Here is a 15280-nt window from a genome sequence, read left to right as displayed (position 1 = left end):
TTACTTTGGTAATGAAATTTGTCTGGTTTGAACTCCTACAAATCTTTTGTCACCTGAAAGTAATTTTTAAAATGAACAGGAATGAATAAAACTGAATACAAAATTTTATCTTAATGTTTCTTTAATGTTAATGTTAATTCAGTATTAAATTTGTATCCTGGAAAACGTTTTAATGCCTCATTCCTGGGGTTATTCATTTTGTTCACTATTTAATCTGAATTTCAAGTAGTTAAATCAGTAAATATTTATCTCAATGAGAATTGTAAAATTTCTGATACTAAATAAAAACGTTTATAGATTTAATTATAAATCTATAGATTTATGTCAGTTAACGCTAAAATAGTTAAAAATATATATTGTTCAGACATTTATATATTTAAAATAGCAAGTATTATATCCTGTTGTTTCTACTATTAGTTTAACCATTTGAAAAGTAACAACTATTATTTATTGATATGAAAGCTCTTACTACTCTCGGGATTACTCCGTTTGAGAAACCGGATGTACATCTTACTCTCCAATTATCACGTGCCAAAGCTTTTCCTGTACTTCATCTCGGCAGAGATATGGCCGTCGCTGCGGGGGCACTCGGACAGTTATCCCTTATGCATCCAGGTAACTTTGGTGTCTGCATCGTTTCAGGCGATGCTGCGGGGCTCATCCTTCCTGAGCAGGTAAACCTAATTGTTTTGCCGTATGGTTTAAAAATATCTGCTGCAGAACATGTTCAGCTGTTTTATCAGGTGCATACGATCGAAGAAGCCAGGAATGCCAGGGCAGCCGGGGCTCATGCTATCATTGTAAAAGGAAATGAAGGCGCAGGAAAGGTGGGATACGAATCTTCATTTGTGTTGTTTCAGCGTGTGATCAACGAAGTTAAGGATATCGACATTTATGTACAGGGTGGCGTGGGCATACATACTGCAGCAGCATTAGTTGCTTTGGGCGCAAAAGGAGTAGTTCTGGATAGCCAGCTGGCACTTTTCCCTGAGTGTTCTGCCCCCGCAGCTCTAAAGCAGGTATGTGAAAAGCTAAGCGGTAACGAAACCAGGCTCTTTGGAAACTTCCGTGTTCTCGTAAGACCCAACTCACCCGTACTCAGCTCCCAGGATACGGAGGATGATCTTGATGGATATCTTACAGATCTTGATCTGGAGAATAGTTACCTGCCTTTAGGCCAGGATGTTGCTGTCTCAGCAGATTTTCTGAACCGGTATAAAAAGCTTGACCGGCTGATCCCGGCCATTCATGAAGCTGTCCACGGGCATCTGAAGCAAGCCAAAGCCATCAATGTGATCAGCCCGGGAAATGCAATGGCGCAGGATCTGAACATTACTTATCCGATAGCACAGGGGCCTATGACGAGGGTGAGTGATGTCGCCCCATTTGCAGATGCCGTAGCCGCAGCCGGAGCCTTACCTTTTATCGCGCTCTCTTTACTGAAGGGAGAACGTGCAAAGGAGCTGATCCGGGAAACCAAAGCATTAGCCGGCAGTAAAACCTGGGGAATAGGCATACTTGGATTTGCCCCGCAGGAATTGCGGGACGAACAGATGGAATATATTAAGGAGGCTATGCCTCCCGTGGTGCTCATTGCAGGAGGAAGGCCATCGCAGGCAAAATCGCTCGAGAAGCTGGGCATTAAGACGTTCCTCCATGTGCCTTCGGTATCACTGCTGGATATGTTTTTAAAAGAAGGTGCCCGGAGGTTTGTCTTTGAAGGCCGGGAGTGCGGCGGACATGTAGGGCCGCTGTCCAGTATGGTGCTCTGGGAAAAACAAATTGAACGTTTATTAAAGGAAGATCATCCCGAAGAGATCAGCGTGTTTTTTGCCGGCGGAATCCATGATGCTTTATCGGCCTCATTTATTGCAGTGATGGTTGCGCCACTGGCTGCCAGGGGAATGAAAGTGGGGGTACTGATGGGGACTTCTTATCTGTATACACTTGAAGCAGTCAGTACAGGTGCTATCCTGCCGGGATTTCAGCAGCAGGCCGTCTCTGCCAGCGATACTGTGCTGCTGGAAACTGCTCCCGGACATGAAACCAGGTGCCTGAACTCACCTTTTGCTACCTTCTTTAACCAGGAAAAGGAAAAGCTTCAGCAGTTGGGTGTAGACAAAAAAGAGATCTGGGCGCAGCTGGAAACGCTGAATGTAGGCAGGCTGCGCATCGCAGCAAAAGGAATAGAACGCAGAGGTGATGAGCTTAAAAACATAGCTGAAGCTGGACAGCTGCAACTGGGCATGTATATGATCGGTCAGGTAGCTTCGCTATGTAATAAAATAGTGCCGGTGCTTGAACTGCATCAGGAGATAGCCGAAAGAAATTACAGGTATGTTGAAGATGCCGTTCTGGCGGCACTGCCCGAAAGAGAAGACAAGTCTTTGAAGGTAGCCATTGTTGGTATGGAATGTATCTTTCCGGGAGCAAAAAATATAGATGAGTACTGGCGTAATATCATATTGGGGACAGATTCCATTACAGAGGTTCCCGATGAACGCTGGAATAAAGCACTGTACTATGATCCTGAGTCTGAAGCAGCGGATATGTCGCATTCCAAATGGGGCGGGTTTATTCCCACCATTGACTTTGACCCGCTGGAATTTGGCATACCGCCCAAATCACTTGCGGCTATAGATCCCACACAATTGCTGACTTTACTGGTGGCAAAAAGAGCCCTGGAGAAGGCCGGTTATGCCGACGGGAATTTCGATGCTGAGAATGTATCGGTGGTTATCGGTGCTGAAGGAGGTAACGATCTGGCCAACAGCTATAGTTTCAGGTGTTTCACCAAGCAGGTATTCGGAGAAATGCCGGCAGAAATGGATGAAGCGCTGCCAAAGATGACGGAAGATTCTTTTCCGGGCATCCTGGCGAATGTGATCTCCGGAAGGATCACCAACAGGCTCAATCTTGGCGGCCGTAACTTTACTGTAGATGCCGCATGTGCCTCCTCGCTGGCAGCAATAGATCTGGCCTGCCAGGAACTGGCACTGGGAAAATCTGATATGGTACTTGCCGGTGGTGCAGACCTTCACAATGGTATTAACGATTACCTGATGTTCTCCAGCACGCATGCCTTATCCCGGAAAGGGAAATGTGCTACTTTCGATGCTGAAGCTGATGGTATAGCCCTTGGCGAAGGTATTGCCATCCTGGTATTGAAACGACATGAGGATGCGGTAAGAGATGGCGATACCGTTTATGCCCTGATCCAGGGCGTAGGAGGTTCAAGCGATGGCAAGAGCCTGGGCCTTACCGCACCGAGGAAATCAGGACAGGTAAAAGCGTTGGAGCGTGCATATGAACAGGCGGGAATCTCACCACTTGCACTCGGACTGGTGGAGGCGCATGGAACGGGAACCGTGGTTGGGGACAGGACAGAGCTGAGCGCACTGACTGAAATGATGAACCAGTCCGGAGCCCTTGCCGGTCAGACACACCTGGGCTCTGTAAAAACACAGATCGGGCATACCAAGTGTGCTGCGGGGCTGGCAGGTCTGATCAAAGCAACGCTGTCTGCTTATTATGGGGTTAAACCACCTACCCTTAACCTAAAGGTGCCAAATGATTATTACAACGCTGAAACAAGCCCTTTTGCTTTTCATACGGCCGCGGGCCTCTGGATGGAAGATAAGCGGCATGCCGGGATCAGTGCTTTTGGTTTTGGCGGAACAAATTTCCACGCTGTTATTGAAAGCAGCCATGTGGTTTCTGATCAGTATCCCATTCTAAAATCATGGCCTTCAGAGTTGTTTGTTTTTAGGGGTGAAAATTATGACCAGGCGAGGGTGGTACTGATGTCAGTAAAGACCCTGCTGGAAGAAAATGACAGCATAGCCCTGAAAAATATAGCCTACAGTCTGGCTACCGGGAATGCAAGAACTATACAGCTCAGCATTGTGGCCAATAGTGCCGAAGATCTGAGCATGAAGATCGACCTCGCTTTATCAGGAATTGAAAGCAGGGAAACCTTCGTCACCCACAGAAAAGAAGGTAAAGTAGCCTTTATGTTCCCGGGGCAGGGCAGTCAGCGGATCAACATGGCGAGAGATCTTTTTGTGGTATTCCCTGTGATGCGCAAGCTTTTGAGCGGGAACAGCGAATATGAAAAAGTGCTTTTCCCGAGCACTGTGTTTGATGAGGCAGGACTAAAAACCCAGAAAGAGCGGATTAAAGATACACGTATGGCACAGCCCTTACTGGGCATCGTGGATCTTGCCATTGCCAGCTTTTTGAGAGTGCTCGGCATTGAGCCTGATATGGTTGCCGGTCACAGTTATGGCGAGTTACCTGCCTTATGTTTTGCAGGGGCATTTGACGAAGATCAGCTGGTATCACTGAGTGAAAAGAGGGCTGCTGCAATTCTGGATGCAGTGGAAGGGGAAGATTCTGGGGCCATGGTTGCCGTAAACAGTACAGAGGAAGATATACTCAGGCTGATCGGGGGCTGGGAAGATGTCTATGCGGTAAACTACAATTCGCCATCGCAGATCGTGTTCGCCGGTACCACACCGGCTATAAAAAAATTCGGAGAGCTGCTGAAATCGGCTAAAATCTCCTTCAGACCCCTTGAAGTGGCCTGTGCGTTCCACAGTCCCCTGGTATCAGGATCCAAAATGCTGTACCAGTCAGTTTTAGATGAGGTGAAATTTAATGACCTGACCTTGCCGGTGTGGTCTAATACTACAGCGGAACATTATCCCCCGGAGGCTGAAGCCGTAAAAGAAAGGCTGACGGATCATTTAGTGAAACCGGTGCAATTTTCCGCTCAGGTTCAGCAAATGTATGCTGACGGGGCCAGGATCTTTATTGAAGTTGGGCCGGGAAAAGTACTCAGCACACTCACAAAAGCATGCCTTGGCAGGGATGAGCTGCTGCTGCATACGGAAGACAGCGGACATAATAAAATGACGCACCTGCTCTGCACCCTGGCCTCCTATATGGCGGCAGGACGGAATGTGAAGCTGGAAAAACTCTTCGAAGGACGTGATTGTGAGCTGCTTGACCTGGATGATGCCGGGAAATATAAAAAGAGCGCGGCAATCTGGCTGGTCAACGGGCAGCATGCTTTTCCTTCTGTAGGAGAACTTCCTGCATATGGCGCCCCACCTATCATACAACCGCTAAAAATGAAAATTAACGAAAAGAAAACGGAGCACATCAATATGCCATCTCACAGCACAGAATTGATGATGCAGGAATACCTGAACGGAATGAAAATGATGATTCAGGCACAGCGGGATGTCATGCTGAAGTTCCTTGGACAACATATTCCTGCAGATAATCCAATGGCCTTTCAGCAGCAATTCCCCCAGTTAAACCAGCAGCAGCTGGCGCCGGCCGAAGTGATGGTCAAAAATCCTGTGGTGCTGCAGGCAGAAATGGATTTTACACCGCCGGTGATCCACCTGGATGTAAATATGGTATTGCTGCAGATCGTGAGCGACAAAACCGGCTATCCCCAGGAGATGCTCGGAATGGAGATGGACCTGGAAGCTGACCTGAGTATTGATTCGATCAAACGGATGGAAATCATTGGCACTTTACGCACGGCATTGGGAGGGTTTAACCATTCGGATAAAACTGAGGATGCTGCTATGGAAGAGCTGGCAGGGATTAAGACCTTAAGCGGACTGGTAAACTGGATCAATGATAATGCAGTTTCAACTGCGGGAACTGCCATCCCCGAAAATGCTGAGATGACGCTGACGGTAGACAGGCACAGGTTCACGGCAGCAGATATACAGGCGGCATTGCTGCATGCTGTAAGCGAAAAAACCGGCTATCCGCAGGAAATGCTTGGACTTGACCTTGATCTGGAAGCTGACCTGAGCATTGATTCAATCAAACGGATGGAGATCATTGCCGAAATGAAGGATAAGATAGGATTCCGTGTGGCAGATGACGGTGCAGAAGATATCATGGAGAACCTTGCGGCAATTAAAACACTCAGTGGCCTGGTCAGCCTGATCTCGAAGATCGAGGCTGAAAATTTTGAGCCGGTAACGGCGGCTAAAAAAATCATTGAAGAAAGCATTGTAAATGCCGTTCCGGCAGATGCGGTATTCAGGCTTCGCTTTGAGCTCACCGATGCCAGACCGGTGTTTACTGAAGAGGTTGTCCTCAACGGATTGCGCTTCGCGGTCACCGATGACGGCGGGCCGCAGGCAGGCGCCATCAAAACATTATTCGAACAACATGGTGCAGCTGCAGACATCGTATCCATCGGTGAGCCTCTTAATGGTTACCGCGGACTGATCATCCTGAACATGTTTGCTTCGGTTCAGCAGCAGAACATCATAGACTATATCGGAATGATCAGGGAACTTAATTTTGAGGAGCTCAAATGGGTATACTTTATTTCCGATACCAAAAGTTCCGTTGACGGGCAGGCAGACGCTGCGTTGCTGAGACGCTTTCAGGGTTATTCAGGTTTATTCAAAAGCCTGGATAAGGAATATGAGCATACCAAATGCAGACTCGTGAGTTTAACCACGAAACTGCCGTCTGAGGAGATCGCTGTCATCGTTTTAAATGAAGTACTCAGCTTTGACCAGCCTTCAGAGGTGATTTACCAGGACAATGTACGGCAAACGCTGGAGCCGGTTCCTTCAGCATTGCCGGCTGAGCCGCGCGCAGCTGATATCCAGCTGGACAAAGATGCCGTGGTGCTCGTGTTCGGTGGCGGACAGGGGATTACCTCTAACCTGATCACCCACCTGGCGAAGGATTATCCCTGCCGGTATATCCTTGTAGGGCGCTCGTCAGACCCACTATCAAACGGCCTGGAGCAGTTTTCTTTCCTGAAAACAAAAGAAGAGATCAGGGAATACCTGATCCGTAAGGGAGAGTTGAAAAAACCTGCAGAGATAGAACGTGAGACCTCGCGGATTGATAAGAACAACCAGATCCTGGAAACCATCAGGTCACTCGAAAAAAGCGGATCTGCAGTCTCTTATGCCTCACTGGACCTGCGTGATGAAGAAGGCCTAAGCCGGTTTATCAACAGCGTTTATGAGGAATACGGAAGAATTGACGGAGTGATACACGGCGCCGGTTTACTGGAAGATAAACTGTTCAATGCCAAAAGCGTAGACTCTTTCAAAAGGGTCTTTGAGACAAAAGTTACTCCTTTACGGGTATTGGCAGAGCAGTTACGTCCTGAAACCCAGTTCATGGTCTTCTTCTCCAGCATCGCTTCGGTGTATGGTAACCGCGGGCAGACCGACTATGCAGCGGCAAATAGCGTAATGGACAGGTATGCCTGGGCATTAAACGAAAAGATCAGCGGAAAAGTGATGTCTATCAACTGGGGGCCATGGAAAGGAGCAGGAATGGTATCCACTACGCTTGAAAAAGAATATGAACGCAGAGGTATAGCTCTTATTCCATTGCAGGATGGTATGGAAATCTTCCTCAACGAACTGAAATATGGAAATGAGAGTCAGGTGCTGATCATGGCAGGTAACAACTGGTAATATGGAAAGAACTGATGTAGCTATTGTTGGCATGTCCTGCGTTTTTCCGGGTGCAGGGGATGTCGGCAAGTTCTGGGAAAATATTATCAACAGGGTAGACTGTATACAGACCGTTCCGGAAGGAAGGATCGATCAGGTACATTTTGATACAGGCTCTTCCGGTGTAGACCGCTTTTACTGTAACCGCGGGGGCTTCATCCCGGATGTTGAATTTAATGCCGCACAATTTGGCATTCTCCCGCTGGCGGTAGAGGGTACAGAGCCGGATCATCTGATCACACTCAGTCTGGTGCATAAGGCACTGGAAGATGCGGGTGTTTTTGAAAAGAAATTGTCCCTGGAAAAAACAGGGATCATCATTGGCAAAGGAAACTATGCGGGGCCCGGTGCTACCCGTGCCATCGAAATCGTAAGGACAGGTGAGCAGATTGTGAATGTGCTGAAAGACCTGCTTCCTCATCTGGAGGCTGCGGAACTGGAGAAAGTCAAGAAAGAATTTCAGTTACGTAAAGGCCGTTTCGGCCCTGATACGGCAATGGGCCTGATCCCAAATCTGGTGGCTTCGCTGGTAGCGAACAGACTCAATCTCGGAGGGGTAGCTTATACGCTGGATGCTGCATGTGCCAGCTCCCTCATTGCAGTAGATCATGCAGTACAGGAACTGAACAGCGGCCGGTGTAATATGGTAATTGCCGGCGGTGTGCATGTGGGGCAAAACGCAGCTTTCTGGAGCATCTTTAACCAGCTGGGGGCTTTATCGAAAAAAGGGAAGATTACTCCTTTTGATGAAAATGCGGATGGATTGCTGATTGGCGAAGGATGTGGCTTTGTGGTGCTGAAAAGGCTGGAAGATGCAGTTGAAGCCGGGGATAGGATATATGCAGTGTTGAAAGGCATTGGCATAAGCAGTGATGGCAGCGGCACCAGTGTGATGAGCCCTTCTGTAAAAGGGCAGCTTGCCGCTATGCGCCAGGCCTGGGAACAGGCAGGAGCGGATCCCGGGAATATTGGTTATATCGAAGCCCATGGAACCGGAACACCTCTGGGTGATAAAACGGAACTGGAAACTTTAGCACAATTCTTTGGTCATGACCCGGCACTGCCAAAGGCTGGAATAGGTACTGTAAAATCAAATATCGGGCATGCAATGCCTGCAAGTGGCATCGCTGGATTGATTAAGACCGCAATGGCCTTATATCATGGTATTCTTCCGCCAACCTTACATTGCCAGACACCACTGGCGCAGCTGGGCGATACGAGATTTGCCGCCGTTCAGGAAGCGCGCGACTGGGATGCATCTGGTTTGCCCAGGCTTGCCGGTGTCAATGCATTTGGTTTTGGCGGTATCAATGCACATGCCGTGCTGGAAAGTTATGCGGCCGGAGGGCTAAAGCATCAGACTCCTCTGCAGGCTAAAACGGATAAGGTATTGCTGCTTGCCCGTCATAGTCATGAGGCGCTGATGGCGGCACTTGAAAATACTGAAGATACACCGGGAGATGGGCAATACCGGGTCGCCGTATTTGACCCCAGCCCTGAAAGGATAAAAAAAGCAATAAAAATCGTATCCAGAAATACTCCCTGGCGCAATAAGCAGGATATCTGGTTTACTAATGAACCGCTGTTGCAGCAGGGCGGTAAAATAGCCTTTGTATTTCCCGGCCTGGATGGCCTCGCAGGAGCTGAAGCAGACAGTGTGGCTGAGTATTTCAACATTCCGCAGGAGAAGATAACCGGACCTGCGGGGCTGCTGAACGATGCACTTGAAGTATTTAACAAGAGCAGTATTATTGATACCGCGCTCAAAAAAATGGGGATATGGCCAGACATGGCAGCCGGCCACAGCCTTGGGGAATGGCTGGCCTCAAGATCTTCGGGACTGGTAGAAGAGTCGTCAGTGCTGCAGCTGCTCAGTAAGTTAAACCCCGAAACCTACGAGCTAAAGGATTCCAGGTTTATTGCTGTAGGGCTGGGGATTGACCAGCTGCAGCCCTTGATCAGCAACATAGAGCATTTATACCTTAGCAATGACAATTGTCCGCAGCAGGTGATCCTCTGTGGCAGCAATGCCGCGATAGAGGAGTTGCTGCCTGTTTTAAAACGCCGGCAGATCTTTCACCAGGTGCTGCCTTTTCAGTCTGGCTTCCACTCTCCCTTCATTGCAGAACGTCTGGATATTATCCTTGATGGAATGAGCCAGCTGAAGTTTAACAAGGCGCAGTTCCCGCTATGGTCTGCCACCACACTGGAACTTTATCCGGATGATATCGGATCCATCATGAAATTAAATGTGGAGCACCTGATCAAGCCGGTACGTTTCCGGGAGCTGACCGAACGCCTCTACGCTGAAGGAGCCAGGGTGTTTATACAAGTTGGCTCCGGCGGTTTAACGGGCTTTATTGATGATACATTACGCGGAAAGAACATCAGCACGATCTCTTCCAGCAGCCCCCTACGTTCAGGTATTGCACAGCTGCAGCGTGTGCTTGCAGCATTATTTGCAGAAGGCAGGCCTGTGGATATGAAACTGATGGGCGATGAAAAACCGGTACAGGCTGCCCGGAAAGGTATTATGTTACAGCTGGGACTCCCCCTGATCTATGATTTTCCTGGTCTTAAAAAGCTGGCAATCCCTGCAGGACAACCTTTACGCAAAACAGTACTGCCATCGGCAGAACATGCCCTGATGCAGGTATTTCACAAAAACGTGGAGGAAATGGCAGAGATCCAGTCAGAATTGATCCAGGCATTCCAAAACAGGGAAAGACAATCCGCTGTTCCTGCTATAGGTACTGTGCAACCGGTTCCGGTCACTCCCGTGAGGGCGTCCTTTTCAAAAAAGCTGGATATTTCATTGGCCAACAGCCCCTACCTGATGGACCATTGCCTGATGCGGCAGCCTCAGGGATGGACTTGTGTAGATGATATGGATCCTGTAATTCCAATGACCATGATATTCGAACTCTTTGGAGAGATTGCTGCGGAGCAGGCAGCTGGAGAACTGGTACAAAAGATCATGAATATCAAAGTGTTCCAGTGGATGAACGTTACCCGGCCATTTCAGGAAACGATAACAGGGGAATGGAAGAACGAGCACCTGCTGCGCCTGAACCTGGAACGTTTTGCAGAAGCAGAGGTCTTGCTGGCAAGGCAACGCGCCCATCCGGCAGTGTCTGATCTTGATACAGGCAGATCATTGAATATACAGCGGACTGCAGCGCAGATCTATGAGGAGCACATGTTCCATGGCCAGGCCTACCAGGGGATAAAAAAACTCATCGATGTAGGGAACAAGGGTATCACAGGCGTGATTGAGGGGGGGACTGGCAAAGGGTCGTTACTGGACAATGCCGGCCAGCTGTTTGGTCTCTGGCTGCAACTGACCCTTCCGAAAGACCGGATTGCTTTTCCGGTAAAGATACAGGAGATCGCGTTCTTTGCTGACTTTGCCGATCAGCAGGGAAGCTTTGAATGTACCTGCCAGCTGACCGAACTGAACGATGAATTTGCCACGGCAAATTTCATGATCAAACGCAACAACCAGATCTGGGCAACCGTAACAGGCTGGCAGAACAGGCGGATGGGTATCGATGAGCCGTTATGGCGCGTGTCCATGTCGCCCTTAAACAACTATTTATCAGAAGAAATCGCGCCGGGAATTTTCATGTTTCACCAGGCGTACAGCCGTGTGGTTTCCTGGAATTTCGTGCTGAAGCGTTATTTCGGCCAGGAGGAGAAAAAGTATTACGAAACCCTGACTCCAAACAGGAAAAAGGAATGGATGATCAGCCGTATCGCGGTAAAGGATGCGGTGAAAAACCTGCTGATCAGAACAAAAAAGGAAGCCTATTATCCGATAGAATTTGAGGTTCGCTCAAACGAGCTGCATAAGCCTTATCTGCATGGAGAGATGACAGAAGGGATCGAGATCTCCATTGCACATAAGGGAACAGACGCAGTAGGCATTGCACAATATGGCAGGCCGGTGGGTATTGACATGGAACATATTGAAGAGCGCAGTGAAGGCTTCTATGAACTGGTATTTTCAGAAAGTGAACAGCTGCTTCTGGCCGGTTATGAAAAGAATGAATGGGCAACCCGGTTCTGGGTAGCTAAAGAAGCCTATGGCAAATATTTAGGGAAAGGGCTGCAGGGCAATCCCAGAACTTACATCATCACCGGAATCAGAGGCGAGGAGCTTAGAATCAATGACATTTTCATTCAGACAATTAAACATAAAAACTATATCATAGGATGGACACAATCGTAACCGCAGTAAAACTAAACAGCAATGAGATCTTTAATCTCCTGAAACAATTTATTACAGAAGTAATAGGGGAAGAATTTATAGAAGAAATGGACATCTCGATGGAGAGCTCTTTCAATAAAGACCTTGAAATGGACAGTATCGAAATCGTTGCTTTTTCAGAGAAAATCAAAGCACATTTTGGAGAAAGGATAAATTTCACCGGGTGGTTGTCCAATATGGATATCGATCAGCTGATCGAGCTCAAATTAGGGATGATCGTTAAGTTTATTGAGTCATGCCAATAATTAAGGTCAACAACCGGGATGTGCATATTCAGGAACTGAACAGGGGGGCACCGGAAACTATACTGCTTGTACATGGAATGCTGGGCAACCTGTCGGTTTATTACTTCAGGATTGCTCCGATTTTAGCGAGACATTTCCATGTCGTGATGTATGATTTAAAAAGTCATGGCATGAGTGAAAAGATCACCAGCGGTTACGACCTCAATAGCCTCACTGATGATATCGCGCATTTGCTCGAACGCCTGAACATCTCTTCAGTTTACCTGGCCGGGTATAGTTTCGGCGGACTCATCTCCTTAAAAATGGCGGCTCGTTTCCCCCAACAGGTGAAAAAGCTGGTGCTGATAGAGGCCCCGAACCCCAATGATGATAAAACCCGCCTGATGATGGACGCCTATAACAAGGAATCACTGGAAAATTATCTCAACGGGCCTGACAAAAAGAAGCAGGGTAAAAGACTGCTGGACCGTAAGCACAGGCTTTACGAACACCTGTTCCATGAAACTACGATCAAAAAGGATGTGCTTCAGGAAAGGGATTTTTTTGGTGCTGCCGAAATCGCACAGATCGGGCAGGATACGCTGTTATTATATGGAGCTCATTCTCCCTGTCTGGAAGCGGGTGAAAACCTAAACGCAAAGATCAGGAAGTCGGAACTGTTTGCGCTCAACGGGGATCATGACATTCCGCTGCAGGAGCCTGAAAGAATTGGAAATATGATGGAAATGTTTTTTAGAACTCAACTGGCACAGGCCTAATCGCAATTGTATGGCAAAGTTTGTATTTATAGTTCCCCCGCTTACCGGGCATATCAACCCGACACTCGGTGTAGGCGCTGCCCTGCTCGAAGGAGGGCATGAGGTAGGCTGGATCAGTCTGGACAGCACATTGGAAAGCAGGCTTCCCAAAGGTGGAAAGCTCTTTCTGATCCGGTACACGGAAAATGACAGGGAAGAACAGGAAAGCGGGCAATACCTGGATGTGATCACCAAAAAGATAGTATATGGTGTGGACAGTATCAAGTTCCTGTACGAGGAAGTGCTGATTCCGCTGAACAGGCATAGTTATAAAGGAATAACACGCTGGCTGGAAGAATTCAGGCCTGATCTGATCATCACAGACCATGAGCTCTTTGCCGGAGCTATTGCTGCACTGCATCACGATATCCCATATGTAACTGCTGTTACCGCACCCGCGGCCATCCAGATCATGGACGAACTGCCGAAGGTGTATGAGTGGGAGCAGAACCAGATCATAGGGCTGCAAAAGGAACTGGGGCTGAGCCTTGAAAAATCGGTTGCCTCATCTGAGCTGCTCAACCTGGTCTTTACTTCAAAAGAGTTTTTTGGTGAAATGCGTTTGCCGGATCATTACGGGTTTGTGGGGCCGGTGATCCATAAAAGGGATGAGAAAACGGCGTTCGACTGGCAAAAGCTTCATCAGGCGGCCGGCGGTATCAAAATACTGGTGAGCATTGGGACAACCTTTAACCATGAGCATAAAAAAAGCTTTTTCAGCAAGGTGACCGAAGCCTTTGGCGGCGGGCCCTATACAGTGGTTGTGGTGTGTGACCCTTTGTTATTTGAGCAATGGCCGGATAATTTTATTGTACAGTTAAATATTCCGCAGCTGGAAGTGCTGCCTTACCTTGATGCTGTAGTATGCCACGGAGGGCACAATACGGTATGTGAAAGTTTAACGAACGGCATTCCTTTGGTGGTCATCCCGATAGCTTATGATCAGTCGCACGTGGCCAGCAGGGTAGTGAAAACCGGTGCCGGTATCCGTCTGAACTTCAATCGTTTCAAAGCGGAGCACCTGCGGGAAGCCGTACAGGAGGTTTTACACGATCCCGGTTTTAAAACTGCGGCAATGTCGCTCAGGTCATCTTTTGCCGTAGCAGGCGGTACGGCTGCCGCCGCAGAACTGCTGGTTAATTTAACTCAGGACAAATCTACTTCATCAATCAATAACTATGTCTAAATTTCTATTCGTTGTGCCTCCTTTCTTTGGGCACATCAGTCCGACGCTCAGTGTAGGTGCCAGTTTAATTGAAAGGGGGCATGAAGTAAAGTGGCTGGGGATCATTCCCCTTGCAGCAGATCATATACCCCCGGGCGGAGAGTATATCTTTCCTGAGCAGGACCTTGCACCTTACGGGGAGAAACTGCAGCAACTCCTGCGGCGCCAGGATGACGGTCCAAACTGCTCGGCACCTGAGATCATGAAGATCGCTTTTGAGGAGACCTATGTTCCTATGGCCAGGATCATGATGAAAGGATTGACCAAAGCCGTGGATACCTGGCAGCCTGATGTGATCATTAATGACTGTGTGACATTTGCCGGTGCCCTTTGTGCGCATTTGAAGGGTATCCCATGCGTAACTACCACGCCGGTGCCACCAGATGTTATGGGGAATACCGCCGAGAGTGCCCCTAAGATATTTGCCTGGCATGAAAAACTGTTCAGGGGCTTACAGGAAGAATTTGGGCTGTACAGTGATCAGCTCCTGATACATTCCAGGGAAATGAATATTGTTTTTACATCAAAAGAGTTTGCCGGGGTGACGGATCATTTACCGCATATGAAGTTTGTTGGCCCGGTCAAAGGCAGGCCAAATCAGGCGGCGTTCGACTGGGAAAGACTTGAAAAGGCAGTACATCCTGTTGTGTTTGTTTCGCTGGGAACACTGCTGGTAGATATCAGGAAGGACTTTTTCGGAAAGCTGATCGATGCTTTTGCGGATGCCCCTTTAACGATTGTAGCTGCAACGGATCCTGCTATTTTTGAGTCATGGCCGGACAATTTTATTGTCAGCAGTTTTGTTCCGCAAGCGGCATTGATGCCAAAAATGGATGCGGTGATCTGTCATGGAGGTTTCAATACCGTTAATGACACCTTTATGAACGGTTTACCTATGCTGATCATTCCCATTACCTATGATCATTTTCATACCGCAAAACTAATTGAAAATGCAGGCTGCGGTATTAAGATCCGCTACAAGCGTTTACGCATTGCAGAGATGAGGAAGGCCGTATTCGAATTACTGGAGAACAATGTATACCGGGAGGCCTCAGTCAGGATCAGGGCAACTTTTATTGCTGCCGGAGGGAACGACAGGGCCGTAGAGCTACTGGAGGAGTTCTCCTGTAAGCCAACAGCCGTTAACCAAAATTAAAACCAAATTATTACCGATGAAACCTGCATAAGATTACAGCTTACAAAAAGTAACGAAATCTTAT

6 protein-coding genes are annotated in these 15280 nt (G+C 48.1%); all 6 read left to right on the top strand.

Annotated features, from left to right (window positions below; all coding sequences use genetic code 11):
• Nucleotides 1-455 precede the first annotated feature (455 nt).
• The 6 genes from BLW16_RS17105 to BLW16_RS17080 are packed head-to-tail and all read left to right on the top strand — an operon-like array spanning nucleotide 456 to nucleotide 15216.
• Nucleotides 456-7484 carry a type I polyketide synthase gene (locus BLW16_RS17105; protein WP_090558851.1) on the top strand — a complete coding sequence of 2343 codons (7029 nt, stop codon included), beginning with the start codon at nucleotides 456-458 and terminating at the stop codon, nucleotides 7482-7484.
• Between the two features lies 1 nt (nucleotide 7485).
• Nucleotides 7486-11754, top strand: a complete 4269-nt coding sequence (locus BLW16_RS17100; protein WP_090558850.1) for a type I polyketide synthase — start codon at nucleotides 7486-7488, stop codon at nucleotides 11752-11754.
• Nucleotides 11739-12038: an acyl carrier protein gene (locus tag BLW16_RS17095; protein WP_090558849.1), complete on the top strand. Its 300-nt coding sequence runs from the start codon at nucleotides 11739-11741 to the stop codon at nucleotides 12036-12038. Before BLW16_RS17100 ends, BLW16_RS17095 begins: the two co-directional genes overlap by 16 nt.
• Nucleotides 12029-12796, top strand: coding sequence for an alpha/beta fold hydrolase (locus tag BLW16_RS17090; RefSeq protein ID WP_090558848.1), 768 nt, complete (start codon nucleotides 12029-12031; stop codon nucleotides 12794-12796). Before BLW16_RS17095 ends, BLW16_RS17090 begins: the two co-directional genes overlap by 10 nt.
• Nucleotides 12797-12806: 10 nt before the next feature.
• On the top strand, nucleotides 12807-14021 hold the full coding sequence (locus BLW16_RS17085; RefSeq protein WP_090558846.1) for a glycosyltransferase: 1215 nt from the start codon (nucleotides 12807-12809) through the stop codon (nucleotides 14019-14021).
• A complete protein-coding gene (locus BLW16_RS17080; protein WP_090558844.1) occupies nucleotides 14014-15216 on the top strand; it encodes a glycosyltransferase in 1203 nt (400 codons plus the stop codon). Before BLW16_RS17085 ends, BLW16_RS17080 begins: the two co-directional genes overlap by 8 nt.
• Nucleotides 15217-15280: the final 64 nt, after the last annotated feature.

The organism is Pedobacter hartonius (assembly GCF_900107535.1).
GTDB classification, from domain to species: Bacteria; Bacteroidota; Bacteroidia; order Sphingobacteriales; family Sphingobacteriaceae; genus Pedobacter; species Pedobacter hartonius.
Note: the sequence above shows the minus strand (reverse complement) of the source record. Positions and strands in the feature narration are given on the sequence as shown.

Coding starts and splice junctions, on each gene's coding strand:
- BLW16_RS17095 (WP_090558849.1), top strand. CDS start 11,739: ATGGACACAATCGTAACCGCAGTAAAACTAAACAGCAATGAGATCTTT.
- BLW16_RS17090 (WP_090558848.1), top strand. CDS start 12,029: ATGCCAATAATTAAGGTCAACAACCGGGATGTGCATATTCAGGAACTG.
- BLW16_RS17105 (WP_090558851.1), top strand. CDS start 456: ATGAAAGCTCTTACTACTCTCGGGATTACTCCGTTTGAGAAACCGGAT.
- BLW16_RS17100 (WP_090558850.1), top strand. CDS start 7,486: ATGGAAAGAACTGATGTAGCTATTGTTGGCATGTCCTGCGTTTTTCCG.
- BLW16_RS17085 (WP_090558846.1), top strand. CDS start 12,807: ATGGCAAAGTTTGTATTTATAGTTCCCCCGCTTACCGGGCATATCAAC.
- BLW16_RS17080 (WP_090558844.1), top strand. CDS start 14,014: ATGTCTAAATTTCTATTCGTTGTGCCTCCTTTCTTTGGGCACATCAGT.